At 40.0% G+C, this 25,847-nt stretch carries 18 protein-coding genes; 3 read left to right on the top strand and 15 right to left on the bottom strand.

The genetic code is table 11. The annotated features are described in order from the left end of the window. Window positions 1–88: 88 nt before the first annotated feature. From DDU33_RS07495 to rplM, 10 genes are all read right to left on the bottom strand, one after another. Window positions 89–2,236: a TonB-dependent siderophore receptor gene (locus DDU33_RS07495; RefSeq protein WP_108924148.1), complete on the bottom strand. Its 2,148-nt coding sequence runs from the start codon at window positions 2,234–2,236 to the stop codon at window positions 89–91. Between the two features lie 307 nt (window positions 2,237–2,543). Next, window positions 2,544–3,269, bottom strand: coding sequence for a DNA repair protein RecO (gene recO, locus DDU33_RS07490; protein ID WP_108924146.1), 726 nt, complete (start codon window positions 3,267–3,269; stop codon window positions 2,544–2,546). Window position 3,270: 1 nt separating this feature from the next. Continuing rightward, window positions 3,271–4,173 (bottom strand): GTPase Era, encoded by a 903-nt coding sequence (gene era / locus DDU33_RS07485; RefSeq protein WP_005819429.1) that lies wholly within the window; start codon window positions 4,171–4,173, stop codon window positions 3,271–3,273. A 38-nt stretch (window positions 4,174–4,211) separates the two neighbouring features. Next, window positions 4,212–4,883 (bottom strand): ribonuclease III, encoded by a 672-nt coding sequence (rnc, locus tag DDU33_RS07480; RefSeq protein ID WP_108925278.1) that lies wholly within the window; start codon window positions 4,881–4,883, stop codon window positions 4,212–4,214. Window positions 4,884–4,944: 61 nt separating this feature from the next. Then, window positions 4,945–5,841: a signal peptidase I gene (lepB, locus tag DDU33_RS07475; RefSeq protein ID WP_108924144.1), complete on the bottom strand. Its 897-nt coding sequence runs from the start codon at window positions 5,839–5,841 to the stop codon at window positions 4,945–4,947. Window positions 5,842–5,911: 70 nt separating this feature from the next. Further along, the gene (gene lepA / locus DDU33_RS07470) at window positions 5,912–7,705 is read right to left on the bottom strand and encodes a translation elongation factor 4 (protein ID WP_005824931.1); all 1,794 of its coding nucleotides are present in this window, start codon (window positions 7,703–7,705) and stop codon (window positions 5,912–5,914) included. A 111-nt stretch (window positions 7,706–7,816) separates the two neighbouring features. Then, entirely contained in the window at window positions 7,817–8,368 is a 552-nt protein-coding gene (locus DDU33_RS07465) for an ABC transporter ATPase (protein ID WP_108924142.1), read from the bottom strand. Further along, a complete protein-coding gene (gene yaaA / locus DDU33_RS07460) occupies window positions 8,368–9,147 on the bottom strand; it encodes a peroxide stress protein YaaA (protein ID WP_108924140.1) in 780 nt (259 codons plus the stop codon). Before yaaA ends, DDU33_RS07465 begins: the two co-directional genes overlap by 1 nt. A 122-nt stretch (window positions 9,148–9,269) precedes the next feature. Continuing rightward, window positions 9,270–9,665, bottom strand: coding sequence for a 30S ribosomal protein S9 (rpsI, locus tag DDU33_RS07455; RefSeq protein ID WP_005708818.1), 396 nt, complete (start codon window positions 9,663–9,665; stop codon window positions 9,270–9,272). 15 nt (window positions 9,666–9,680) lie between these two features. After that, window positions 9,681–10,109, bottom strand: a complete 429-nt coding sequence (rplM, locus tag DDU33_RS07450) for a 50S ribosomal protein L13 (protein WP_005596850.1) — start codon at window positions 10,107–10,109, stop codon at window positions 9,681–9,683. Between the two features lie 296 nt (window positions 10,110–10,405). Between rplM and DDU33_RS07445 the strand changes: the two genes are divergently transcribed. After that, window positions 10,406–10,786, top strand: a complete 381-nt coding sequence (locus DDU33_RS07445) for a Z-ring associated ZapG family protein (RefSeq protein ID WP_108924138.1) — start codon at window positions 10,406–10,408, stop codon at window positions 10,784–10,786. 38 nt (window positions 10,787–10,824) lie between these two features. Here DDU33_RS07445 and glnD read toward each other — a convergent pair whose 3' ends face one another. From glnD to parC, 5 genes are all read right to left on the bottom strand, one after another. Beyond that, the gene (glnD, locus tag DDU33_RS07440) at window positions 10,825–13,374 is read right to left on the bottom strand and encodes a bifunctional uridylyltransferase/uridylyl-removing protein GlnD (RefSeq protein WP_420807416.1); all 2,550 of its coding nucleotides are present in this window, start codon (window positions 13,372–13,374) and stop codon (window positions 10,825–10,827) included. 45 nt (window positions 13,375–13,419) lie between these two features. After that, the gene (gene mukB / locus DDU33_RS07435; RefSeq protein ID WP_244175307.1) at window positions 13,420–17,877 is read right to left on the bottom strand and encodes a chromosome partition protein MukB; all 4,458 of its coding nucleotides are present in this window, start codon (window positions 17,875–17,877) and stop codon (window positions 13,420–13,422) included. Beyond that, window positions 17,877–18,593: a chromosome partition protein MukE gene (gene mukE, locus DDU33_RS07430; RefSeq protein ID WP_108924132.1), complete on the bottom strand. Its 717-nt coding sequence runs from the start codon at window positions 18,591–18,593 to the stop codon at window positions 17,877–17,879. Before mukE ends, mukB begins: the two co-directional genes overlap by 1 nt. A 12-nt stretch (window positions 18,594–18,605) precedes the next feature. Beyond that, window positions 18,606–19,937 carry a chromosome partition protein MukF gene (gene mukF / locus DDU33_RS07425; protein WP_108925275.1) on the bottom strand — a complete coding sequence of 444 codons (1,332 nt, stop codon included), beginning with the start codon at window positions 19,935–19,937 and terminating at the stop codon, window positions 18,606–18,608. Window positions 19,938–20,088: 151 nt separating this feature from the next. Continuing rightward, on the bottom strand, window positions 20,089–22,332 hold the full coding sequence (parC, locus tag DDU33_RS07420; protein ID WP_005819451.1) for a DNA topoisomerase IV subunit A: 2,244 nt from the start codon (window positions 22,330–22,332) through the stop codon (window positions 20,089–20,091). A gap of 286 nt (window positions 22,333–22,618) precedes the next feature. Here parC and pnp point away from each other — a divergent pair, with 286 nt between their 5' ends. Further along, window positions 22,619–24,754 carry a polyribonucleotide nucleotidyltransferase gene (gene pnp / locus DDU33_RS07415; RefSeq protein ID WP_108924130.1) on the top strand — a complete coding sequence of 712 codons (2,136 nt, stop codon included), beginning with the start codon at window positions 22,619–22,621 and terminating at the stop codon, window positions 24,752–24,754. Between the two features lie 63 nt (window positions 24,755–24,817). Then, entirely contained in the window at window positions 24,818–25,744 is a 927-nt protein-coding gene (nlpI, locus tag DDU33_RS07410) for a lipoprotein NlpI (protein WP_108924128.1), read from the top strand. Window positions 25,745–25,847: the final 103 nt, after the last annotated feature.

Here is a 25,847-nt window from a genome sequence, read left to right as displayed (position 1 = left end):
GCGGTTAAATTTCTCAAAATTTTTGTAAATGCAAAGATTAAGAAAAATTCAACCGCTTGTAAATAAAATAGTGTTTTAGGCGCTTAAACTAGAATGAGTACTCCATATTCGCCCAATAAGTACGTGGCATACCTAACACGGCAAAACTACGGTCATATAGACCACGTTGTACCTGCCAATAATGTTTATTGAAGAGGTTATCTACGCCCGCACGTAGCGTTAAATGTTGTTTTTCTGCCACTCGTACAACATATTTGGCACCAAGATCAACCGTAGTATATGAAGGCAATTTATAATTTGCCGCCGTATCTTGATACGATTTGCCATAATACTGTAACGCTGCATTTAATGTTAAATTTTGGATAAATGGCGTATCCCACTCTACCCCAGCTTTAGCAATCCAACGAGGGCTTGTTACTTGAACGCCATCAACAATCACATCTTTATAAGTTGGGAAATCAAAAACTTTCGCTTGGTTGTAAGTTAAACCTAACGCTGGGCGTAAGGTATTATCCAATAAACTTGCATACACATTAAGTTCTACGCCACGGTTACGTTCTTTCCCGTGTTCCTTACCTGCCTGATCTGCTAATGTACTTCCTTTCGCACCACGAATAATCCCCGGGCGTGAAATTTGATAAACGCTTAATGTAGAAGTTAGCCAATCTTGCCAGTTTTTACGAACACCGACTTCAATTTGTTTGCTCACACGCGGGCTATTCATCTCGCCTGTATCCGGATCGGCATTACCCGGTTCCAAATCTTCTAAATAGTTACCATATACAACAAGGTTTGGGTTTGGCACATAAGCTAGCGTAACCATTGGGCTAAAACGATCCGCTTTTAGCGTTGTGTTCTCACTTTTATCGTACTGTTTAATCCATTGGAAACGTCCACCTAACGTTAATCGAAGCGAGTTTTCAATAAAGCCAAGCGTATCTGATAAAGCAAAACTTCTTGCGGTTAATTTTGTATCTGTACCTTGTTCTGTTGGCGTTAAATTAAAATTTTTCAATTCTGTAAATGAAGGGCTGTAAATTGAGCCGCCTTTAATAGAGCCATTAGTTTTCGCACTTTGGTCGTGATCACGCTGACGTTGCACTTCATCATACGCCACATTCCAGTTATGTTTCACTGCACCAGTTTCTAACTCGCCTTCTAATTTTAAATTACCGCTTGTGGTTCTTGAGCGGAAATCAATGCCACGAATACCTGAAACGTTAAAGTCGCCATTTTGTTTAATTGAGGTAATTTGCCCAAATGCACCAGAGTATTTCGACTCCATATGACCAATCCCCCCTGAAAGCATCATGCCATAAGGTAAATCATACTCGAATGTCCCCATAATGGTTTCATCTTCTGTACGCTGCCCAATCCAAGCCGGGTTAAGGTTGGTTTTGCCATTTGGTGCGGAAGGCACGGTGTAAGTCAGATTTTGCATATCTTGAAGTCTTGCACGACCGCCATTTGTATCACGCTTATTATGCATATAATCTACGCCGACACGTAATTTCTCACCTCGATAATCTGCACCAATTGCAATTTCTTTAGCTAATTCATCATAGTTCTCACGAGCAGTATCGCCATCACGGTATTTCCCGTTAATGCGGATCCCCCACTCTTTATTTGCCCCAAAACGGCGACCAAAATCAAAAGTCTCTTGCAAGCGGTTATTACTAAACCAACCAAAACCAATTTTGTTAATATCTTCATCGGTGGCACGTTTGGTTTCAATGTTCATTGCCGCACCGGCTGAACCTTCTGGATCCATACCTGTTGTTGCCGTAGATGCGCCTTTAATGATTTGAGCAGAAGCAACACCTGCTGTTGGAGAGTTATAGGTAGAATATAGCCCTGCTAAACCGTTTACACTCACTTGACGCATATCAAGCTGTAAATTGCGAACATAAACGCCTGAAAGGGTATTCGTTTCGCCACCAAAATTCATCACAGAAGCATCTGTTTTCGCAATCACATCAACAATGTTACGAGGTGATTTATCTTCAAATGCTTTTTCATCATAGTTAACCACCGCAATAGGCGAAGTAAATGCAGTTTGGCGTCCCAATAAACTTAAATTAACGATTTCTTTCTGTTTATCGCCTGCTGCTTTTGCTTTTTCAAATTGTGAAACAACATCAACCTGTTCAAGTGCAGCCTCATTAGCTGTTTCAGCCTGTGCAATGGTTGGAAGAATAAATAACGCCGTATAAATGACACTGTGTTTGAATTTCATAAAAGACCCTATTTTGAAATTAAAATTTTGCTTGTTAAGAAAAATTCTCAATAACATTTGCAGAAATTATAAATGAAAATAGATCGCAATTAAAGTATTTTAATTTCACGGAAAAAAAGAAATAACAAAAGGAGCATTAAAATCCTCAGATTGCTAACAAACTCTATTTTGGGGAAATAACCTAGCACGAGCCGTGCTAGGTTCGTTAAGCCCAGCCCCGCTGGGGCTGTAATAGAAGAGCCGCAGAGCAGCTCAGATTAAATAACCCTATACGGCTCGTATAGGGTTTATCATGTTCTAAGAAGCCTTAAGCCCCTTTTAATCGATGAGGTAAAATAGATTGGAATAATTCTCGGCTTTTGAGTGGTTGCGAGCCGAGATAAGGTTTTAACGCAATGCGAGTAAAACGTTTTGCGGCTTGTTGCACCGATTTTTCTGAAAAATCCAATGCAGCAAATGCAAGGAGGTCTTTGCCTAAAAAACTGAGATTGTTTTGCAGCAATGAGGCAATAAATCCCTCATTTTCTCGAAATTGATAGGTCATTTCCGGCTCAACATCCAATCCTGTTGCCATACAATGCGTAAAATCCACGCCATAGCCCAATGCTTTTAACACATGAAATTCAAAGGTACGTAAAATGGGTTCTAATTCTTCGCTTCGTAGGGCTAAGTGCGTGACGCATTGTAAATAATGATGAAATAGCTCTTGGTAAGCGGTCTGATTTTCTAATACTCTTACCAAAACTTCATTGATATAAAAGCCGCTATAAAGTGCTTTCGTATTCATTGGCAAGGTAAGGGCGGCAGCTTCAACTTTAGTTAAAACTTTGAGATCGCCCTTACCACTCCAACGGAGCAACAAAGGCGTAAATGGTTGAAGAAGGGCTTTTAATGGCGAACGAGGTCTTCTTGCACCTTTGGCAAGTAACGTGATACGCCCATAGTTTTCGGTGAAAAGATCAACCAATAAACTCGTTTCGCTATATTCACGTTTGTGTAACACAAATCCTCGTTGCCATTGTTGGTCTTGCATATTACTCGTCAATATACCCTAAGCTACGTAATGCACGTTCATCATCTGCCCAGCCGGCTTTCACTTTTACCCAAAGCTCTAAATGAACTTTATTATCAAATAAACGCTCCATATCTGCACGGGCTTCCATTCCAATGGTTTTAATTTTTTGCCCTTTAGCGCCAATAACCATTTTTTTCTGCCCTTCACGTTCAACTAAGATTAGACCGTTAATTTCATACACACCACGTTCATTCATCTTAAATTGTTCAATCTCAACCGTTACAGAATATGGCAATTCATCGCCGGTAAAACGCATCAGTTTTTCACGAATAATTTCTGAAGCCATAAAACGTTGGCTACGATCGGTAACATACTCTTCAGGAAAGTGATGAACACCTTCACGTAACGAATCACGCACAAATTTTTGTAGAATGTGAACGTTTTTGCCTCGTTGTGCTGAAATCGGTAAAATTTCTGCAAAATCGAATTTTTGTGATAATTCGGTAATATGCGGTAAAAGCTCATCTTTTTCTTTGATGTTATCAACTTTGTTGATCGCTAATACGACCGGCGCCTTCGCTGCACGAAGTTTATTTAAGACCATCTCATCATCTTCGGTCCATTTGGTTCCTTCCACCACAAAGATAATCAAATCAACATCGCCTATTGCCGAACTTGCCGCACGGTTCATTAAACGGTTAATAGCGCGCTTCTCTTCAATATGTAATCCCGGTGTATCAACATAGATGGCTTGATATGCCCCTTCTGTATGAATACCTACAATACGGTGGCGAGTTGTCTGTGCTTTGCGAGAAGTAATTGAGATTTTCTGTCCTAAGATTTTATTTAAAAGCGTTGATTTCCCAACATTTGGGCGACCAACAATGGCAATAAAGCCACAATATGTTTTTGAATCTGTCATTTATTTTTCCTTTTTATCCCCTTATGAAAAGGCGATATCTATTTTTTCATAATTTGTGTCAGCACTTTTTCTGCGACATTTTGCTCTGCTTTGCGGCGACTTGTCCCTTGCCCTGTAAAAATTTCATCAATCCCCTGTACTTTACAAGTTACCTTAAAGGTTTGATTGTGCGCCTCGCCTTTAATATCAATCACTTCATATTCAGGCAGTGGTAATTTGCGACCTTGGAGAAATTCTTGTAGGCGTGTTTTAGGATCTTTTTGTGCTTCACCTGGTGTGATTTCAGCTAAAAAGGTTTCATACCACGCATAAATACGCTCCATAGCCGGTTCCATACCTTTATCTAAATAGATAGCGGCAATAATTGCTTCAACACAATCAGATAAAATCGACTCTCGGCGAAAACCTCCACTTTTTAATTCGCCTGCGCCCAATTTTAAATACTCGCCTAATTCAAATTGACGAGCAATGACCGCTAAGGTTTGTTCACGCACAAGCGCTGCCCGCATACGGCTTAGCTCGCCTTCGTTTGCTTTAGGGAATTTATCGTAAAGGGCTTTGCCAATGGTAAAATTGAGAATGGAATCGCCTAGAAATTCTAAGCGTTCATTATTTTTTGATGCCGCACTACGGTGCGTTAAAGCTTGAGTGAGGTAATCAAGGGTTTCAAATTGATAACCCAACTTTTTTTGTAAACGTTCTAATTGCATAATACTCATATTTAAGCGGTCGAATTTTGCAAAACTTTTACAAAACCTGACCGCTTCCTTGTTATTTTATTGATGTGAACATTCTATCAAAGCGAAGCCCTTTGCTAAATAAGGCTTGGATTGCGCCTTCATCCGCTTTTCTATTGATACTTAACCAAATAAAGGTCGCTTTTCCAACCACATTTTTTTCAGGGACAAATCCCCAAAAACGGCTATCTTCACTATTATCTCGGTTATCGCCCATCACAAAATAATGACCTTCCGGCACAATCCATTCGCCAACCGCTTGACCTTCTTGTTTATATAAATAAGGCTCATAATTAAGCGGCATAGGGTTATTTAAGATCTGATGGGTAATATCGCCTATCTCAGTTTTCTCAATTTGCATTTCGCCATTATAGAAGAAGTCTGCATTTGGTTTCGCATTTTCATATTGGAAAACCTTAACCGAACCATTAGGATGGGTAACTGTTAATGATTGCGTTGCCGAATCATATTTCACTTTATCGCCCCCAACACCAATGACACGCTTAATATAATCAACGCTAGGCTGCTTAGGTGCCTTAAACACAATAATATCGCCGTTTTCCGGTTTACCTGTTTCGATTAGGGTATTTTGTAAAATCGGATCTTTAATCCCGTAGCTAAATTTGTTTACCACAAGAAAATCACCAACACGTAGTGTAGGCTCCATTGAACCGCTCGGGATTTGGAATGGCTCAAAAATAAAGGAACGCAAAATGGTAACTAATGCTAATACGCCAAATAAAGAGCCAAAGAATTCACTAACTGCGCCTACTTTTTCTTTATTAAATTTGTTATAAAGCCAGAAACCACCGCAAATCAATGTTAATGCGACCAATAAAATTGAAATTGTGTTTGGCAGCTGCATTGAATCCAACACTTTCCAAACACCATATAATACTGCAATAAAACCAATGGTTAATAGATTACTCATTCATATATCCTTAAGAATAAATTAAAGGGTATTTTATGGACACCAAAATGGTGTCCAAGTTTATTAAGAATTAATCTTTACCCACGTGTAAAATCGCTAAGAATGCTTCTTGTGGCACTTCCACATTACCTAACGATTTCATTCGTTTTTTACCTTCTTTTTGTTTTTGGAGAAGTTTTTTCTTACGGCTTACGTCCCCACCGTAACATTTTGCCAATACGTTTTTACGCAATTGTTTTACCGTTGAACGTGCAATAATGTGGTTACCAATTGCCGCTTGGATTGCAATATCGAACTGTTGGCGTGGAATTAAATCTTTCATTTTTTCCACTAATTCACGACCACGATATTGTGCGTTATCTTTATGAACAATAAGCGCTAACGCATCAACACGATCACCGTTAATCATAATATCAACACGAACCATATCCGCTGTTTGGAAGCGTTTAAAGCCATAGTCTAATGACGCATAACCACGTGATGTTGATTTTAAACGGTCAAAGAAGTCTAGCACCACTTCACCCATTGGGATTTCATAGGTTAAAGCAATTTGATTACCGTGATACACCATATTTGTTTGCACACCACGTTTTTCCACGCATAACATAATCACGTTACCCAAGTATTCTTGTGGTACAAGCATATTACATTCAGCGATAGGCTCACGGATTTCACTAATGTTGCTAATCGGCGGCAATTTTGCCGGGCTATCAACATAAATGATTTCGCCATTGGTTTGTACAACTTCATAAACTACCGTTGGCGCAGTGGTAATTAAATCAAGATCATATTCACGCTCTAAACGCTCTTGAATGATCTCCATATGCAATAAGCCTAAGAAACCACAGCGGAAGCCAAAGCCTAATGCGGTTGAGTTTTCCGGTTCATAGAATAAAGAAGCATCATTTAAACTTAATTTGCCTAACGCATCACGGAATGCTTCATAATCATCTGAACTAATTGGGAATAAGCCTGCATAAACCTGCGGTTTTACCTTTTTAAAGCCTGGTAATACTTCGGTTGCACTGTTATGGTGATGCGTTAAAGTATCGCCAACCGGCGCACCTAAAATATCTTTAATCGCACAAACAACCCAACCTACTTCGCCCGTTTTAAGCTCTGTAGTATCCACTTGTTTTGGCGTAAAAATCCCTAAGCGATCGACATTATAAGACTGCCCTGTACTCATCACTTTGATTTTATCGCCTTTCTTGATCGAGCCATTTTTCACACGAACAAGAGAAACAACCCCTAAATAGTTATCGAACCAAGAGTCAATAATAAGTGCTTGTAATGGTGCTTCAGGATCGCCCTCTGGTGCCGGAATTTTATGTACGATTTCTTCTAATACATCTTCGATACCCACACCGGTTTTCGCGGAGCAACGTACTGCCTCCATCGCATCAATACCAACAATATCTTCAATTTCTTCCGCAACACGTTCAGGATCTGCCGCCGGTAAGTCGATTTTATTTAAAATCGGCACAACTTCTAAATCCATTTCAATGGCGGTATAGCAGTTTGCTAGGGTTTGTGCTTCAACGCCTTGCCCTGCATCCACCACTAATAAAGCGCCTTCACAAGCAGCTAATGAGCGAGAAACTTCATACGAGAAGTCCACGTGCCCCGGCGTATCAATGAAGTTTAATTGATAGGTTTCGCCATCTTTCGCTTTATAATTTAATGTTACACTTTGTGCTTTAATGGTAATACCACGTTCACGCTCAAGATCCATTGAGTCTAACACTTGAGCTTCCATCTCACGATCAGATAAACCGCCACAAGTTTGAATTAAACGGTCTGATAATGTCGATTTACCGTGGTCAATGTGAGCGATAATTGAAAAGTTACGAATGTTCTTCATATTCATCGGGCAATAAATGTCCTGTTTTGTTATAAATTTAATAAAAAATGTAATCGACCAATTCTACTTGAAATTACTAAACTTTAAAAGAAAAGCAACTAAAAAAGCCGACTATTCACACGAAATTTGCCACGCCAGCTGACTAAACACTAACGCTAATCGAGCAAGCTCAGGTTGATAAGCGGTCAAATTTTGCTTTTCTTTTGCAGAAATTAACCGCTTGTCTGAATATTGCATTTGCCCATAGCCACATTGTAAAGTTCTCCCCCTTGAAACTTCCAATAAAACATCATTAAAACGTTCTGTTGGTGGGTATAACACTTCACTTTTAAGCTCTTGCCCAACAATTTCTACCTTCGCTTTTGTTTCTTTTTGCTTATTAAAGCTGTTTTGGCGTAATGCAACACGATCTTCTAAAGTTATATTTTTGCTATTTTTGTCTAAGAAAAGCAAAATACCTTTATTCCAATGGTTAGGATCTTTTGCTTCATCATCAGGTAAATAGAGCAACTGTTGCATTTCATCAATTTGGTTATGAGTAACCTTTTCAAATGTTTTACCCTGAAATTTAATGGATTTCGGCACAGAAAATTGCGGTTCTGCCAGCTGACAAGCGGTTAAAAACAGCGAAAGAAATGCAATTTTAAATAATGAAAATTTCATTATTGTTCCTCACGTTTAAACACAAATTCTGTTTCGGTTGAAGCCTCTTCATCAAACCAATAACCGGCATAATTAAAGGCTTTTAGCTGCTCCACAGAAGTCGGTTGTTCAATAAGCATAAAACGAACCATCATTCCTCGTGCTTTTTTAGCATAGAAACTGATTTGCTTATATTTACCGTTTTTCTCATCTAAGAAGATTGGCTTAATGATTGTAGCTTGTAGATTTTTTGTTTTTACTGCATTGAAATACTCATCTGAAGCTAAATTGACTAATACGCTGTCGCCTTGCTCATCAATTGCACTCTGCAAGGCTTCTGTAATGGTATTCCCCCAAAAGGCGTAAAGATCCTTACCTTTCGGATTAGCTAATCTTGTTCCCATTTCCAAGCGATAAGGTTGCATTAAATCTAGCGGACTTAATAAGCCATAAAGCCCGGATAACATACGTAAATGCGATTGGGCATACTCAACCTGTTCTTTACTAAGTGTTTCTGCCTCTAACCCCGTATAAACATCACCTTTGAAAGCAAATAACGCCCGTTTTGAATTTTGCTCGTGATGAGTAAGCTCCCATTCGGCAAAGCGAGCAACATTCAAACTGGCTAACTTATCACTGATGGACATTAAAGAAGCTAATTCTGCCGGCGAAAATTGTTTACAAATATCGATCAATTCTTGGCTATAAGCGGTTAATTTTGGTTGTGTATTTGCAAGATCTAAATCAGGAGAAGGATTTTCAAAATCAAGTGTTTTAGCGGGAGAAATTATGGCTAGCATTGAATATACCTTTGTTAATAATTTGTATTATTTTAACACTTACAAAATGATAAAAACAGAAAAGGCAGGAATAAATCCTGCCTTCTGCTGATAATACTTTCGTATATCTGAAATACTCGAAATTAACGTTTTGAGTATTGTGGACGACGACGTGCTTTGTGTAAACCCACTTTTTTACGTTCAACACGGCGTGCATCACGGGTAACGAAGCCCGCAGCACGTAACGCTGGACGTAATGTTTCGTCGTATTCGATCAATGCACGAGTGATACCGTGACGGATCGCACCTGCTTGACCAGAGATACCACCACCTTTAACAGTGATGTATAAATCTAATTTGTCTAATAACTCAACTAATTCTAATGGTTGACGAACGATCATACGTGAAGTTTCACGACCGAAGTAAACGTCTAAAGAACGTTGGTTAATAGTAATGTTACCGCTGCCCGGTTTGATAAATACACGAGCTGAAGAGCTTTTGCGGCGACCTGTGCCGTAGTTTTGATTTGCTGCTGTCATTTTTCTGCTCCGTGATTAGATGTCTAAAACTTGTGGTTGTTGTGCAGCGTGGTTGTGTTCGTTACCTGCGTAAACTTTTAATTTACGGAACATTTCACGGCCTAAAGGACCTTTTGGTAACATACCTTTTACTGCGATCTCGATCACTGCTTCTGGACGACGTGCAATCATTTCTTTGAAGGTTGCATCTTTGATACCACCTACATAGCCAGTGTGCCAGTAGTAGATTTTATCAGTTTCTTTTTTACCTGTTACAGCTACTTTCTCTGCGTTGATAACGATGATGTAATCACCTGTATCTACGTGTGGAGTGTACTCAGCCTTGTGTTTACCACGAAGACGACGTGCTAATTCAGTAGCTAAACGACCTAAAGTTTTACCTGTCGCATCTACTACATACCAGTCACGTTTTACTGTTTCTGGTTTTGCTACAAAAGTTTTCATTAATTAAATACCAAAATTTAAAGTTTAAACCCAATATCTTTTCAGATATTACCTATAATTTTACGGCTAAATCCGACCCCTTCGAGTCTAATCTAGACCAAACTGTTTGGCGGGAAAGTCCAAACAAAAACAGGGTGCGTGGATTATACAGATTTTATAGGCAAAGATCTAATCTTTTCCGCATAAATTTTTTGATTTTGTCGCTTACTTCTCATTTTTAGATATTACACCTTTCCTATTTCAAAATAAAATGTTAAAAGTATTAGCGAAGTTTAATAACAATTAAGGAGTTGATTATGACAGAATGGACAACTGCTGTGTGGGGAGCCGTTGGCTCTGCTTTTGTTGTGGGGTTAGCTGTCGGTGTAATTTTGGTTCGCTTTACAAGCCGAAATGTACAAAAACAGTTACAACTTGAAAGTGATTTAAAAGCGATGAAATCAAAAGTGGAAGAGCAAAAACATCAATTAGAGCAACATTTTGCACATTCTGCGACATTACTCTCAACCCTAGCGGAAGATTATAAAAAGCTTTATACACATCTTGCACAAAGTTCTTCGCAATTACTTCCTGAAGAACAGCAAACTGAATTTTTCAAACTCGCCCAAAACGATTCTCCCGATGAAAATCAACCTCGTGACTATTCAGAAGGATCTTCTGGGTTACTAAAACATTAAATTTTAAAATAAAAGCAGGGTAACACCTGCTTTTATTCTTAGTGTGAAAGCTCGTCGAGAATATGCTGTTTTAATTGGTGCTGTTGTTCTTCGCTCAACGCTTCATGAGATAACGTACTTACGACAAAGAAATCCTCTACTCGCTCCCCAATCGTGGTAATTTTTGCGTTGATCAGCACCAATTCTAACTGATTAAAAATATGACTGAGCTGTGCTAATAGCCCTTCCCGATCCAATGTAAACAGTTCAAAAGCGGTCTGATTTGGTGGCGAATTTGCTAAAAAGCGTACCTTCGTTTTACGTTTAAAAGTTTGGTGTTTAATCGGTTTTTTAATCGCTTTAAATGTTTTACTCGCAGGATCTAACAACACTTTTATCAAAGATTGTTGAATTTGCTCACAACGTATTTCATTCAATGCTTGCCCGTTGCTCTCTGTAACAATAAAACTATCATAGACTAAGCCGTTTTCACTCGTGATAATTTGCGCATCGTGGATGCTAATTTTCTTCTGGCTTAACTCTTGCGCAATACGGGCGAACAGTTGATTTTGGTCTTCACAGTGAATAAAAATTTCGGTAGCCCCTCGTGCATACTCATTCCCGACCAGAACTAACGGCAAACGTTGTTGCTTTAACAATGATAAAGCGTGCCAAACCAATTGTTTCGGTTTGTTCCGTAAGAAATAACTCGCTGGGCAAGGTTGCCAATATGCCTGCAATCTTTTCCGTTGTTCGGCAGTGAGTGCAAATTTCATCAGTTCAACCGCTTCTAAACGATTATTTTCTGCCTCTTTTTGGTAGTCTAATTCGGCAACCAGCTGCTGGCTGGTAAATTGATAAAGCTGAGAAAGCAAAGTCCGCTTCCAATCATTCCAAAGCGTTTCGTTTGTCGCACAAATATCCGCAACCGTTAAGCAAACCAAATCGCTTAATGCAGTCTGATTTTCGACAACCTCCGCAAAGGTTTTTACCACATTCGGATCGTGAATATCTCGTCTCTGCGCTGTAATCGACATCGTTAAATGTTCTCTGACCAACCACGCCATTTGCTGTGCTTGCGCTTCACTAAATCCGTGTAAGATCGCAAAGTCATACATATCTACTGCGCCCACTTCTGCGTGATCGCCCTCTCGCCCTTTGGCAATATCGTGTAATAAGGCGGCAAGATAGACCAATGTTCGATGATCGCACTGGCTAAATTTTTCATAACATAATGGGTGAGATGACTGCGTTTGGCTATCTAAGAAACTTTCCAGTTTTAACATTACCCGAATTGTGTGTTCATCTACGGTATAAATATGAAATAAATCAAACTGCATTAAGCCAACAATGCCTTTCCACGCAGGGAAATAAGCGGTTAAAACGCCTAGTTGGTGCATTGGTACAATCGCCCGGGCCACCATATTCGGCTGCTGAAAAATTTGGATAAAACGGCTTCTGGCTTGAGCCAGCTCACAAAGCGGTTGCTTTAATTTTTGTAACGCAATTCTTAGGTGGCGTAATGTTGTCGCTTTAACATTTGCCGTAGGGTTCTGTGTCAAATGATAGAAAAGATCTAATATCGAGTGCGGTTCTTGACTAAAACAGCGATAATTTTCAGTATCAATAACACCATTTTGGCAATAGAAATAATGATCAAGCGGTTGTTTTTCGCCTGTTTTTTGCGAATTCAACACATCTTGCTCAAAGCTTGCCAGTAATAATTGACTTAGTTGAGAAATCGCCTGCGTTGCTTGGAAAAAGTCTTTCATCATCGCCTCAACCGGCTGGTTTCCTTCGCCTTGATAGCCTAATTGCTCACTTAACTTTAATTGACGATCAAAGCGTAAGCGATTGTCGTAGCGTTTTAATTGCATATGTAGTGCAAAACGCATACGAAATAAGACCGCTTGTGCTTGGCTAAGTGTTTGATATTCTTCTGGATAGAGTAATCCTCGATTAAACAACGTCTCAAAATCGTGAATACCATAATGACGAAGCATAATCCATGAAATCAAATGCAAATCACGCAATCCGCCTGGGCTATGTTTGAGATCAGGCTCCAGATTATAGCTCGTATTATGATAACGCTCATAACGTTCATTTTTTTCTGCAATCTTCGCTTGGAAAAACGCTTCTATCGCCCAAAAATCATCTTGGTAAAGCTGCTCCATTAAACTTTGCCAAAGTAATTTATTGCCCGTTAAATAGCGGCTTTCATACATATTGGTGGCAACAGAAATTTCTGTTTTACCAATTTCAATACATTCTGCCACCGTCCGAATACTTGCCCCAACCTGTAATTTTGCATCCCATAGCAAATTAAATAGTGCGTTTAATTGAGTATGCGTTGCTTCATCAAGCTCATTTTCAGCGAGGACTAAAATATCAAGGTCAGATAATGGGAACATCTCTCGTCTTCCATACCCACCTACGGCGATCAAAGCTAAATCTGAACGTTGATGAAAACCAAATTCCGCCCAAAGCCGGAGCAAACAGTTATCATAAAAATCACTGCGTTCATGCAAGAGATTTAAAATATTTTCAGCATCAAAATGTGATTTCTGCTGTTCATTAAACTGCAAGAGTTGTTCTTTTAAATTATTCATCATATTTATACAAAAACGGACGCCACAAGGGCGTCCATAAATTATTTAAGCTTGACCAAATCCTTTCAAACCAACCACGTGTACATATTCTTGGTTATTGGTAATCTTACGTACCAATTTATAAGTTGTACCACGTTCCGGACTGATATTCTCTGGTGCGGCGATAAGCAACTGCATATCTAAACGTTCACAAAGTTCAAACAAGGTATTGATAGAGGTTGCGTCTAAACGTGCTGCTTCGTCAAGGAAGAGTAAGCGAGCAGGCAGAATATCTTTAGCACGCATACGGCGAGACTCTTCTTCCCAACTTTGCACCACCATTAACAAGATTGACATACCCGTACCAATCGCCTCACCGGTTGAAAGTGAGCTACTTTCCGCTCGTTGCCAGCCATCTGCACCACGATCGGTTTCCACTTCGAGATCGAGATAATTACGGTAATCCAATAACTCTTCGCCAATGGTTTGTGGTGTGCGTTGTCCCATTTCAATATGTGGATTGACACGTTTATGCAACATTGCTAATGCTTCAGAGAAGCTTAATTTTTCACTCTCAAACAGATCTTTATGTTGCTCACGTTCATTACTTAGCGCATTTAATAACATTGCGTGTGTATCACGAATGTTTACCACCAAACGCACCCCTTTTACCTGACCGAAGGCAATATTTTGCAAGCCTTGGTTCAGTTGCAAAATACGGTTTTGTTCACGCTGAATGGTTTTACGCAAGATATTTGCCACGCTTTCTGAGCTAATCGCCAATTTTTTCTCACGGCTGGTCAGTTCATTGGTTAAGCGAGATAGCTCAATTTCCATCTGCTCAATCGCATCAATCGGATCGTCCGTTTTGATGATGTCTTGACGAATACGTTCACGCAAATGTTGATAAACCGAAATAAAGAACGCCACTTTATTTTCAGGTTTACGGCTATCTTCTGACGCACGCAAGCTATCACGCAAGTATTCGTTATCTGCCACTGCGGTTCGCAATGCCCCAAGGGCTTTATCCGAAATCGAACGCAACTCTTCCGCCGATTGATAAGCAAGCTCACGACGATTTAAGCGTTTTTCCACATCGCTATTACGAGAGAGTTTCAGCACCAAACACCAGCTCACTTTTGCCTGTACGACCATTTCACGCTGCGCTTTATAATCACGCTCTGCTTTACGTAAAAGGCGAGTGAGGTTTTCAATTTCAGCTTCGATCGTACCGAGTTGTTTATCTAAATAACCTTTACGAGCACGTTGTTGACTTAAGCGTTGTTGCAATTCATCACGGCGTAATCTTGCTCGCTCCTCTGCCCCAGCATCGCCTCTTACACCTAAATCATCAATTTCACGAATTAGCTCTTGAAGCATTTGATTTTTAGCTTCAAAGGAACTACGTAAACGCGTTAAAACTTGGTTATATTCCGTAAATTGTGTTTGTGCCTGACGTAACTGTTCACGAGCTTGCTCACGATTACGTTGCGCAGATTCCAATTGCGTACGTAATTTCTCTGTAAGACCAGTGCCTTCAACCGTTGCAGTTTCTTCATAGCTAAAATGTACACGGCGTTGAATCACATCTGAAAGAGCAAAAACTTTCTGTTGTAACGCTTTTTGTTGCATTTTAGCTTGTTGATAGTCGGCTTCAAGTTGTTCAAATTTACTTGGGTCGCTCTTTAATGCTGCTGCAATAGGTTCTAATTGGGTTAAAGCCTGACCAAATTGGCGGATAAAGTATTCATTTTCCTCGGCTTCAGCCAACTGTTCACGGCAAGCTTCTGCACGATCTTCAAGCGTTTCATCTGCCAATAAATTAACAAGCGGTAAAATTTTATTTAAAAGTTGTAACTGTCCTTTTGTCGTATCTAATTGGTGACGAAGTTGTTGCTCATCGCCAGACGCTTGATTTAACTCACGTTCAATTTCAGCACGCTCAGCTGCAATTTCTTGCATAAGAATTTCAGGGTTTTCTTGGAATGCAAGATTTAAATGCGTACCGACAAATTGGCTAAGATGTTGATGTAAACGTTGGCATTTTTGGACTTCAAAAGCACTTTCTGCGTGTTTTTCTGCCGTTTCATCACGCTCTGTTTTTAATGTTTCTAAATGTTTTTCTCTCGCAGCACGTCCAAATAACGGCACTTCAGGGAATTTAGAATAACGCCATTGACGTTCCGAAACTTTAACAACGACCCCTTCTTTTAATTCTTCCGCACTAAATACCGCATCATCAAAAGAAGAAGGATCACCCTCGATGAGGTAAAGATCGTCCGGACAATCCTCTAATGTCGCTAACTGATTTTTAACCGCTTCTAAATCACGAACGACAATAGCATGTCTTGCCTCGCCATAAAGTGCTGAAAAATAGGGTGCATCATCAAGAGAAACATCATCATATAATTCAGAAAGTAATACCCCACCAAAACGTTCTGCCAATTGATTTAAACGTGCATCTTCAGAACCATCCGGTTGGCTTAAACGGCTAATTTGCTCATCTAATTGTTGTTCTTTGCGCGCTAACTCATCACGTAATAATGTTGCCTCACGCTCTTTTGAAAGCATCGTTTGCATAAATTGCATAACCGATTGGCTTGCTTCAAATTTTTCGCCACATTGCTCTTCTAAACGAACTAAAGCTGATTGAGCCGTATGCCACGCAGGTGCATTCTTAGCCAGCTGATTATATTGTTGATTTAATTGCTCACGTTGTTGGCGTTGTGTTGAACGCACCTCAACAAATTCCGCTAATTCGGCTTCAAGATCTTCTAAACGCGCTTGTTGCTCTTCAAAATAACTTTCTAAAGATTCCGCATCGGTTAGTTCCGTTTGTGCTTTTTGATTAAATTCAGCTAACAAACGTTCTGCATTTTGTTGTTGATGTAAACGCTGTTCGATCTCATGCAATTTTTGACGTAATCCCACAGCCTGAGTCGCCTGCATTTTCTGATCTGAAAACGCATTGAGTAATGTTCTCGCTTCTTCCCACGCCTGCGAGCGGTCAATTTCGCCTGAAATTTTGCACACTAATTCATACGCTTTTTCAAACTGCGTTTTTGCCATATCTGAAACAGATAAGCGCTGCTCTAAATCAAATACCTGATCAGTCAAATCTTCAGCTTGAGCAGCAAATTCTGCATGATAATCTTCCACATTGTGTAAATCTAAATGCGGTAAGCCACAAAGTTGCTTAGCTTTTTCAAGTGCGTTGATTGCCTGTTGATATTGCAATGCTCTTGTCTGTTGAGCATCTAGTGCCTGTTGATAATCGGCTAATTGAGAACGGAGTTCTTCAACTTGATCATCCATTTCATCTGCTTGAGCTTGAGCATGTTCTACGGCTTCCGAAACTTCTTCCATCGCCATTTGTTGCTCTTCAATCTTTTCATTTAGCTCTTCTACTTCATCTTGGTAACGTTCTACTTTTTCTTGATGACGAAGTGCATTCATCACTAAATTTAAATGATCGTTCGCCGAATTATATTCAGCCTCTAACCCGTGCTCTGACTCAGAAATTTCAGCGACTTCTCGACTAAACTCCACTAAGCGCTGTTGTTCAAGTTCTAGTTTGGATTTTGAACTATACCAAGCTTGACGTTGCTCAAGCGCAGCTTGCACATTACCTCTACGCTCATTCGCATGGCGCATATAATCCGCAGAAACATAGTTAGTTGATTCTGTAATCAAACGTTTGAACATGTCACGATCAGATTGAGTGACCTTGATCGCTTCAAGAGTCATGCGGTTTTCACGTAATGCCGATTCCATATCTTGGAAAGCTTGGCGAACGCCCGTATTTTCAGGTAGGAGGTAATCACGCAATGATTTGGTAATTACGCTTGAAATACCACCATAAAGAGAGGCTTCAATCAATTTATAGAATTTGCTACGGTCGCCCGATGAACGTAAACGCTTAGGAATAACACCTAAGTCAAACATGAAGCTATGATAGTCTGTAATTGAATGATATTGCTTAAATTGAACTTCACTTTGCTCAAATTTATCTTTAAGTTCATTCAATGCTAATACACGTGCTTTTTCACCTACTTGCTCGGTAAAAACACTAATAACAGGTTGGTTTGAAGCAACATTCTGTAAAGAGAATGAACGGATATCGACTTTTTTGTCACGTCCGGCAACCTGTTGCAAACGAACCCCTGTCAAAACACGTTGCCCACGAGAGTTAATACTTTCTAATACGGAATAGCAAACGCCTGCTTTCAATTTACCGTATAAACCTTTATCACGAGAGCTAGACGTTGAGCCTGCTTCGGTGGTATTACGGAAGTTGAGCAAGGTGAGATCAGGGATTAACGCCGTCACAAAACCAGCCATCGTGGTCGATTTACCCGCCCCGTTACCGCCCGAAAGGGTTGTTACCAATTCATCTAAATCAAAAGTCCGTGCAAAAAAACCGTTCCAGTTGATTAAGGTTAGGGAACGGAATTTGCCACGAGCGATACCTTCACGAGTAAGCGGTAAGTTTTGTGGGATATTTTGTAATTCTAGCTCTTGCATTATTCTTCCTCACCATTCAATTCTTCTTCATTTGCAAATTCTTCGTCAAAACTCACCGCTTGCTCTTTTTCAATCGTAGGTTTTGTCGCTTCACCATCACGGATTAAACGAAGTTGTGCTTCGCGTGGATCGTCCCCTGCTCGCACATCTGCACCAAAACGGAACACTGACTCCGCAATCACGAACTTTTTGCTGTTTTGATCGCCAACACGGGTAATCATTCCTAAACGCCCTAAACGGCGTAATGCACCGCCTACTTTCTCGGCTAACTTCGCCTTATCTAAATCCGAACCGGTTGAACGTGGATTTACCGCTTTGAGAAGTTTTGTTTCATCGGCTAAATTTAAAAGCTCTTCATAAACATCATCTTGGCTAAAAATACCTTGTTGTGCCAAACGCTCTGGACTTAAATAGAGATAACAAAGTACTTTCCCCACTAACATTTCCATTTCAGACATCGCTGAACGAGCAATCAAAGTTGTTGCTTTAGGTCGAAGATAGAAAAAGCCTTCTGGTGCACGAATAAGTTCGACGTGATAACGGCGATAAAACTGTTCAAGCTCGCTTTGGTAATCCATCAAAAAAGCGTGTTCATCAAGAGCTTCTAGACTAATGTGTCGCCCTGCTCTTAATTGACTATCAAGTTGCGGAAAAATCGGGTTAGCAATCGCTAATGCTAATTTAGGAGATATTACATCTTGGATATTATCTGTCATTTTATTTATTCTCTATTTATTATACTGGTCAATCACATTCGCTTGTACTTCAGCGCCGTAATCGTTAATAGATTGCCACTCAGGGTAAATGGCTTGATTATCTGAACTTGCCATCCCCAATTTGACCGCTTGATCTACAATAATTCTAGCTATATCAAAATGACGTGATTGCGGATATAAAGCCAACTGTTCACGTAAAATTGCACCAAGGTCAATCGGTTTATTTTGCTCGCGGAAAGGCGCCAGGTGTGCTTGCATAATAGCAATGATTTGCTCTTGGACATCAGTCATAGATTCATATTCCAACTCATGCGGTAATTCACCAACGGCTTCCGCTTCATTTAACTCGCTTTCATCATCACGCAAGTCAAGTAAACTTTCTGCTTTTGCCGTATAAAGCAACCACGGCGACTCAAAATAGTTTTGAATAGATTGGCGTAAACGTTGCCCAAAAACACGATTTTTATCCATATCAATGGCGGTACGGATAAATTTATGAACATGGCGGTCATAACCGATCCAAAGGTCGATTGCCTGCTGCCCCCAGCTAATAATACGATCCAGTTTATTCTGCAAATTGACGACCAACTGGTCGATAAAATCTAAATCGTGGCGACCAATTAAACAGCTTTGAATTCGCAGAAGTTGCGCTTGTAATTTATCACCTGCAGCGTTGAGCGTATCTTGTAACTCACGCAAATTGCCTGAGGTTTCATCTAATAAACGCTCACAGCTCATAATTGCTTCGTGCCAGTTTTGGCTTAACAAAGTTGCAATTTGTTCACGAATTTGATGTTGATTTTCGTCCATCATTCGTTGCGAAAGATCTATACTGTCAAAAATTTCCGCTACTGAATATTTTAACGGCGCAAATACGTTATTCCGCCAAAAACGTTCATCGCCCCCTTCTTCTGCGGCAACTGAAGCTCGCTGAATTTCATCGGCAACAATGGAAAGCTGAATAGAAAGTCTTAAGGTTGAAAACTCTCTCTGGCGAACATAATAATCCGCAACACCAACGCCAAGCGGTGTTACACGATAAATGGCTAAACCTTCCGTAAATTCACTGGAAAAACGGTTCAAAAAACGCTGCTTAACGAGATCATTAATCGCATTGTTGGCTCGCTGAATCAGCGTTGCTTCAGATTGTTCAAAAACTTGTGAAACATAGCGAAAAATATCAATTAGATCGCTTTCCAACAATTCGCCGTCAATTTGTTCATTATTATAAATAGAAATAGCGAGTAAGAAGGCAAGGCGTTCAGGAGGAAGAGAAAGAGAAAACTCTCGCTCTTTCGTCCAAGTAATAAGCTCGGGAATAGTTTGTGCCAATTCTTGTTGCATCATAAAAGAGGGCTTCGTGTAATTTAATTCTAAAAAATGTTTTTTATTGTACAGTAAACCGAACAAAATAGAAATCAGAAAAGCAAGCGGTTGTTTTTGATTGATCTTTTGCAAAAACCAACACAAAAACAACCGCTTGAGAGTGGACAATTTAATCTACGATTTCGACCGTAGCATTAATGCTTAAGCCTCGAACGAGTTGTGAGCCTTTTCTTGCTCTTTCGCCCCGATAATTATCTATATCGCTCGGTTTTAACGTAATTTTCCGTTTGCCCGACACAAAGACTAATGATTGATTTGCTTTAATCAATAATAAGCGGGCCAATAATTCACTGCGTTCTTTGGCAGCCTGTGCCGAAATATTGATGATTTTATTCCCTTTCCCTTTCGATAAGATCGGTAGTTCGGCAAGAGGGAAAACCAACATTCTTCCTGCACTGCTCATTGCAACCAGTGAAATATCTTCTTCATTATCAATAAGTTGTGGCGCAAGCACTTTTGCATTTTCGGTTAAAGAAATCACCGCTTTACCGGCTTTATTTCGAGAAACTAAGTCCTCAAAAGTACAGATAAATCCATATCCAGAGTCTGAAGCCATCAGCACTTTAGTTTCAGGTGCTGCCATCAATACTTGCTCAACAGTAGCTCCCTCCGGTAAGGTAATTTTACCGGTAAGCGGCTCGCCTTGTGAGCGAGCAGATGGTAATGAAGTCGGATCGAGAGCATAGGTTCGTCCGGTGCTATCTAAGAAAACCACCGGCTGATTACTACGACCTCTTGTGTGCGCTAAATAACCATCTCCGGCACGGTAGCTTAATCCTTCTACATCAATATCGTGTCCTTTCGCACATCTTACCCAACCTTTTTCAGAGAGAATAACGGTAACATCTTCTGTTGGAGTTAAATCGCTTTCTGAAATCGCCTTCGCTTCTGCTCGCTCCACAAGTGGAGAACGGCGAGGATCTGCAAATGTTTTCGCATCTGCCTGAATTTCTTTTTTAATCAATGTATTCAAACGGCGTTCTGAACCTAAAATGAGACGCAGTTCATCACGCTCACTTTCCAGTTGATTTTTCTCCGCTTGTAACTCGTGTTCTTCTAATTTTGCTAAATGACGCAAACGTAGATTTAAAATCGCTTCCGCTTGAATATCGCTTAAATTGAAACGCGCCATTAACACAGCTTTCGGCTCATCTTCGTTTCGGATGATACTAATCACCTCGTCAATGTTGAGAAAGGCGATCATTAAACCGTCTAAAATATGTAAGCGGTTTAAAATTTTATCTAATTTGTCATTCAAACGACGAGTAACGGTTGAGCGGCGGAAAGAGAGCCATTCCGTTAAAATTTCATGTAAGTTTTTAACTGCCGGTTTACCGTCCAAACCAATCATATTCATATTAACACGGTAGCTTTTTTCAAGATCTGTGGTCGCAAACAGATGATCCATTAAAGCATCAAAGTCAATACGGTTAGAACGAGGCACAATCACGATACGAATTGGGTTTTCATGATCTGATTCATCTCGAATATCATCAACCATTGGTAATTTTTTGTTACGCATTTGGTCAGCGATTTGTGCAATAATTTTAGAGGGCGAAGCCTGATGAGGTAAGGCTTGAATGACGATTTCGCCATCTTCTTTGCTCCAAACTGCCCGCATTCTGATTGAGCCACGTCCCTGCTCATAGATTTTAGCAATATCGCTTTTCGGCGTAATAATTTCAGCTTCTGTTGGGTAATCAGGGCCTTGAACAACCGTTAATAAATCGCTTAATGTCGCTTTTGGGTTTTCCAATAACATCACACTTGCTTCTGCAATTTCATTGATATTGTGTGGCGGAATATCCGTTGCCATACCAACCGCGATCCCTGTTGAGCCATTCAATAAAATATGAGGTAAACGAGAAGGGAAAGTGACCGGCTCTACTTTAGAACCATCAAAATTCGGTTTGAAATCAACTGTACCTTGGTCTAATTCAGAAAGTAAAATCGCTGCGATTTTGGTTAATCTTGCTTCTGTATAACGATAAGCTGCGGCATCATCTTCTAAACTCCCCCAGTTACCTTGACCATCAATCAGCGGATAGCGGAAGGTAAAATCTTGCGCCATACCAACCATTGCACCATAACAAGCTGAATCGCCGTGCGGGTGGAATTTACCTAATACATCGCCGACAGTTCTCGCCGCCTTCGCATATTTTGCCGTTGCATTTAACCCTAATTCGGACATCGCATAAATAATACGGCGTTGTACCGGTTTTAATCCATCGCCAATAAACGGCAACGCACGATCCATAATGACGTACATTGAATAATTTAAATAAGCATCTTCAGTAAAACGCTTAATCGGCATTTGCTCAACGCCTTCATAATTGATGATTTCGTTACTCATGTTTTTCTTTATTTCCTCAATTTGAAATATATTTTCTATGATCTGTGGATATTTGTCCATTTGAAAATACAAGCGGTCCTTTTTATGAAAGGTTTTACGTTTTTTTGTAAATGGTAAAATAGTTGGCGATTTTGTATAAAAAAGTCTGTATAATACATTCGTTTTATTTCAGATTTGTAGAGGCGGCTATCAAAAGTCATCTTTCCAAGCAAGATCATTTTTGCTAGTCGCAATTTTTAGGAAATAAAACAACAATAAATCCAAAAATTTAAAAGGAACATTCAAAATGACTCCAATCGTCAAACAATTTAAATACGGTCAGCATACCGTTACACTAGAAACAGGCGCAATCGCTCGTCAAGCGACTGCTGCTGTTATGGCAAGCATGGATGATACAACTGTTTTTGTTACAGTCGTTGCGAAAAAAGATGTAAAAGAAGGTCAAGACTTCTTCCCATTAACCGTAGATTATCAAGAGCGTACTTACGCTGCCGGTCGTATTCCTGGTGGTTTTTTCAAACGTGAAGGTCGTCCTTCTGAAGGCGAAACTTTAATTGCTCGTTTAATCGACCGCCCGGTTCGTCCACTTTTCCCTGAAGGTTTCTTCAACGAAATTCAAGTGATTGCAACAGTGGTTTCTGTTAACCCACAAATCAGCCCTGATTTAGTGGCGATGATCGGTGCTTCAGCTGCATTATCTCTATCTGGTGTGCCTTTTAATGGCCCAATCGGTGCGGCTCGTGTTGGTTTTATTGACAACCAATTTGTCCTTAACCCAACCATGTCAGAACAGCGTTTAAGCCGTTTAGATTTAGTCGTTGCAGGTACAGACAAAGCAGTATTAATGGTTGAGTCTGAAGCAGACATCTTAACGGAAGAACAGATGTTAGCTGCGGTGGTATTCGGTCACGAGCAACAACAAGTTGTGATTGAAAACATCAAAGAATTTGTGAAAGAAGCGGGCAAACCACGTTGGGATTGGGTTGCACCAGAGCCAAATACAGATTTAATCAATAAAGTTAAAGCATTAGCAGAAGCACGTATCGGCGATGCTTACCGTATCACAGAAAAACAAGCACGTTACGAACAAATCGACGCAATCAAAGCCGAAGTTATCGCAACGTTAACAGCTGAAGATGAAACCGTATCTGAAGGTAAAATCATTGATATCATCACAGCATTAGAAAGCCAAATCGTCCGTAGCCGTATCATTGCAGGCGAACCACGTATTGACGGTCGTACCGTGGATACCGTTCGTGCATTAGACATTTGCACAGGAGTTCTACCACGTACGCACGGTTCAGCATTATTTACCCGTGGCGAAACACAGGCGTTAGCGGTTGCGACATTAGGTACAGAACGTGATGCACAAATCATTGATGAATTAACAGGCGAAAAATCAGATCGCTTCTTATTCCACTACAACTTCCCTCCATATTCAGTAGGTGAAACAGGTCGTATCGGTTCGCCGAAACGTCGTGAAATCGGTCACGGTCGTTTAGCGAAACGTGGTGTGTTAGCAGTAATGCCAACTGCAGAAGAATTCCCGTATGTAGTACGTGTGGTATCTGAAATTACCGAATCAAACGGTTCTTCTTCAATGGCTTCTGTGTGTGGTGCTTCTCTTGCGTTAATGGATGCAGGCGTGCCAATTAAAGCTGCGGTTGCAGGTATCGCAATGGGCTTAGTGAAAGAAGAAGAGAAATTTGTGGTACTTTCAGACATTTTAGGTGATGAAGACCACTTAGGCGATATGGACTTTAAAGTAGCTGGAACCCGCGAAGGTGTGACTGCATTACAAATGGACATCAAAATTGAAGGGATTACCCCTGAAATTATGCGTATCGCATTAAATCAAGCGAAAGGCGCACGTATGCACATTTTAGGTGTAATGGAACAAGCAATCCCAGCACCTCGTGCTGAAATTTCTGACTTCGCACCTCGTATTCACACAATGAAGATCGATCCGAAGAAAATCAAAGATGTGATCGGTAAAGGTGGTGCGACAATTCGTGCATTAACTGAAGAAACTGGCACATCAATCGACATTGATGATGACGGCACAGTGAAAATTGCAGCAACAGACAACAATGCAGCAAAACGTGTCATGGAGCGTATCGAAGAGATCGTGGCAGAAGTCGAAGTGAACGCTATCTACAAAGGTAAAGTAACGCGTGTGGTTGATTTCGGTGCATTCGTTTCTATCTTAGGCAGCAAAGAAGGACTAGTTCATATTTCTCAAATTACTGATGCTCGTGTTGAACGTGTTGCAGATTACTTATCTGTTGGCCAAGAAGTTCAAGTAAAAGTGGTAGAAATCGATCGTCAAGGTCGCATTCGTTTAACCATGAAAGACTTAAATAACGAAGCCACAGAGACAACTGAAGAAGTTCAAATTCAAGAAGAACAAGCTGAAATCTAATTTATGCTTATCGACCTCTTGTAAAAGAGGTTGATTCTTTTTCTCTAATAAGGCTGTTTACTGATGTTACAACAGACTCATTTTTTCCGATTTTTGCTACTCGGTTTTTTAACACTCTTTTTAAGTGGTTGTGTCAGTCGTTCATCTGAAATGATATCAACTGATAAACTTGCATTAGCCGAGTTAAACCCTCAATTACGCTTTGAACAAGAAGTAATGGTTGTACGTTTAACTCAAGTCTTACAAGAGGCAAAATTAACGGATTCAGAACGAGCTGACCTCTATTTTGAACGAGGCGTACTCTACGATAGTTTAGGACTTTGGTCTTTAGCTCGTTATGATTTCAACCAAGCGATTTCGTTTAATCCGAAAATGGTTTCCGCCTATAATTATATGGGGCTATACCTATTACTTGAGGATGATTACGATAGCTCTGTTGATGCTTTTAATGCTGTATTAGAACTTGACCCTAACTATGCTTATACTCATTTAAATCGTGGTTTAGCATTTTATTATAGTGGTCGTTATTCTGAAGCGGAGAGAGATTTACTACATTTTTATAATGAAGATAAATCCGACCCTTATCGTGCATTATGGCTTTATTTTAATGAACTCGAACTTAAACCTTTAGAGGCAAAAAATAATTTAATGGCTCGTTCCAAAACGCTTTCAGAAGACTTTTGGGGCATTAATATTGTTCGCTATTTTTTAGGCGAGTTATCATTAAAACAACTTCGCGATAAAATGGATGCTCAAGCCCAGCCTAACACGGCTAGTTATGCTGAAATTTTAACCGAAACTTACTTTTATTTAGCAAAACAAAAACTCAAATCGAATCAAAAAGATGAGGCAATCAGCCTCTTCCGTCTTGCTCTTGCAAATCAAGTGTTTAACTTTGTTGAGTATCGTTTTGCCCTGTTTGAACTTTCACAGCTTCGTAATAACGAATCATTAAGTCATGTTCAAACTCCCACGGTTGTTGGGGAATAATTAGGACGATTAAAGCGGTCATTTTTGTAAAAAATTTTACAAATTTAACCGCTTACTGTAACAGGTTAATAAAGCATTGATTTGCTTTCTATATATTTTTCTT

This window comes from Actinobacillus porcitonsillarum (assembly GCF_003101015.1).
Taxonomy (GTDB): domain Bacteria; phylum Pseudomonadota; class Gammaproteobacteria; order Enterobacterales; family Pasteurellaceae; genus Haemophilus_A; species Haemophilus_A porcitonsillarum.
Note: the sequence above shows the minus strand (reverse complement) of the source record. Positions and strands in the feature narration are given on the sequence as shown.

Bases quoted from the DNA above. Each gene is read 5' to 3' on its own strand.
- DDU33_RS07495 (WP_108924148.1), bottom strand. From the start codon at position 2,236: ATGAAATTCAAACACAGTGTCATTTATACGGCGTTATTTATTCTTCCA.
- recO (WP_108924146.1), bottom strand. From the start codon at position 3,269: ATGCAAGACCAACAATGGCAACGAGGATTTGTGTTACACAAACGTGAA.
- era (WP_005819429.1), bottom strand. From the start codon at position 4,173: ATGACAGATTCAAAAACATATTGTGGCTTTATTGCCATTGTTGGTCGC.
- rnc (WP_108925278.1), bottom strand. From the start codon at position 4,883: ATGCAATTAGAACGTTTACAAAAAAAGTTGGGTTATCAATTTGAAACC.
- lepB (WP_108924144.1), bottom strand. From the start codon at position 5,841: ATGAGTAATCTATTAACCATTGGTTTTATTGCAGTATTATATGGTGTT.
- lepA (WP_005824931.1), bottom strand. From the start codon at position 7,705: ATGAAGAACATTCGTAACTTTTCAATTATCGCTCACATTGACCACGGT.
- DDU33_RS07465 (WP_108924142.1), bottom strand. From the start codon at position 8,368: ATGAAATTTTCATTATTTAAAATTGCATTTCTTTCGCTGTTTTTAACC.
- yaaA (WP_108924140.1), bottom strand. From the start codon at position 9,147: ATGCTAGCCATAATTTCTCCCGCTAAAACACTTGATTTTGAAAATCCT.
- rpsI (WP_005708818.1), bottom strand. From the start codon at position 9,665: ATGACAGCAGCAAATCAAAACTACGGCACAGGTCGCCGCAAAAGCTCT.
- rplM (WP_005596850.1), bottom strand. From the start codon at position 10,109: ATGAAAACTTTTGTAGCAAAACCAGAAACAGTAAAACGTGACTGGTAT.
- DDU33_RS07445 (WP_108924138.1), top strand. From the start codon at position 10,406: ATGACAGAATGGACAACTGCTGTGTGGGGAGCCGTTGGCTCTGCTTTT.
- glnD (WP_420807416.1), bottom strand. From the start codon at position 13,374: ATGAATAATTTAAAAGAACAACTCTTGCAGTTTAATGAACAGCAGAAA.
- mukB (WP_244175307.1), bottom strand. From the start codon at position 17,877: ATGCAAGAGCTAGAATTACAAAATATCCCACAAAACTTACCGCTTACT.
- mukE (WP_108924132.1), bottom strand. From the start codon at position 18,593: ATGACAGATAATATCCAAGATGTAATATCTCCTAAATTAGCATTAGCG.
- mukF (WP_108925275.1), bottom strand. From the start codon at position 19,937: ATGCAACAAGAATTGGCACAAACTATTCCCGAGCTTATTACTTGGACG.
- parC (WP_005819451.1), bottom strand. From the start codon at position 22,332: ATGAGTAACGAAATCATCAATTATGAAGGCGTTGAGCAAATGCCGATT.
- pnp (WP_108924130.1), top strand. From the start codon at position 22,619: ATGACTCCAATCGTCAAACAATTTAAATACGGTCAGCATACCGTTACA.
- nlpI (WP_108924128.1), top strand. From the start codon at position 24,818: ATGTTACAACAGACTCATTTTTTCCGATTTTTGCTACTCGGTTTTTTA.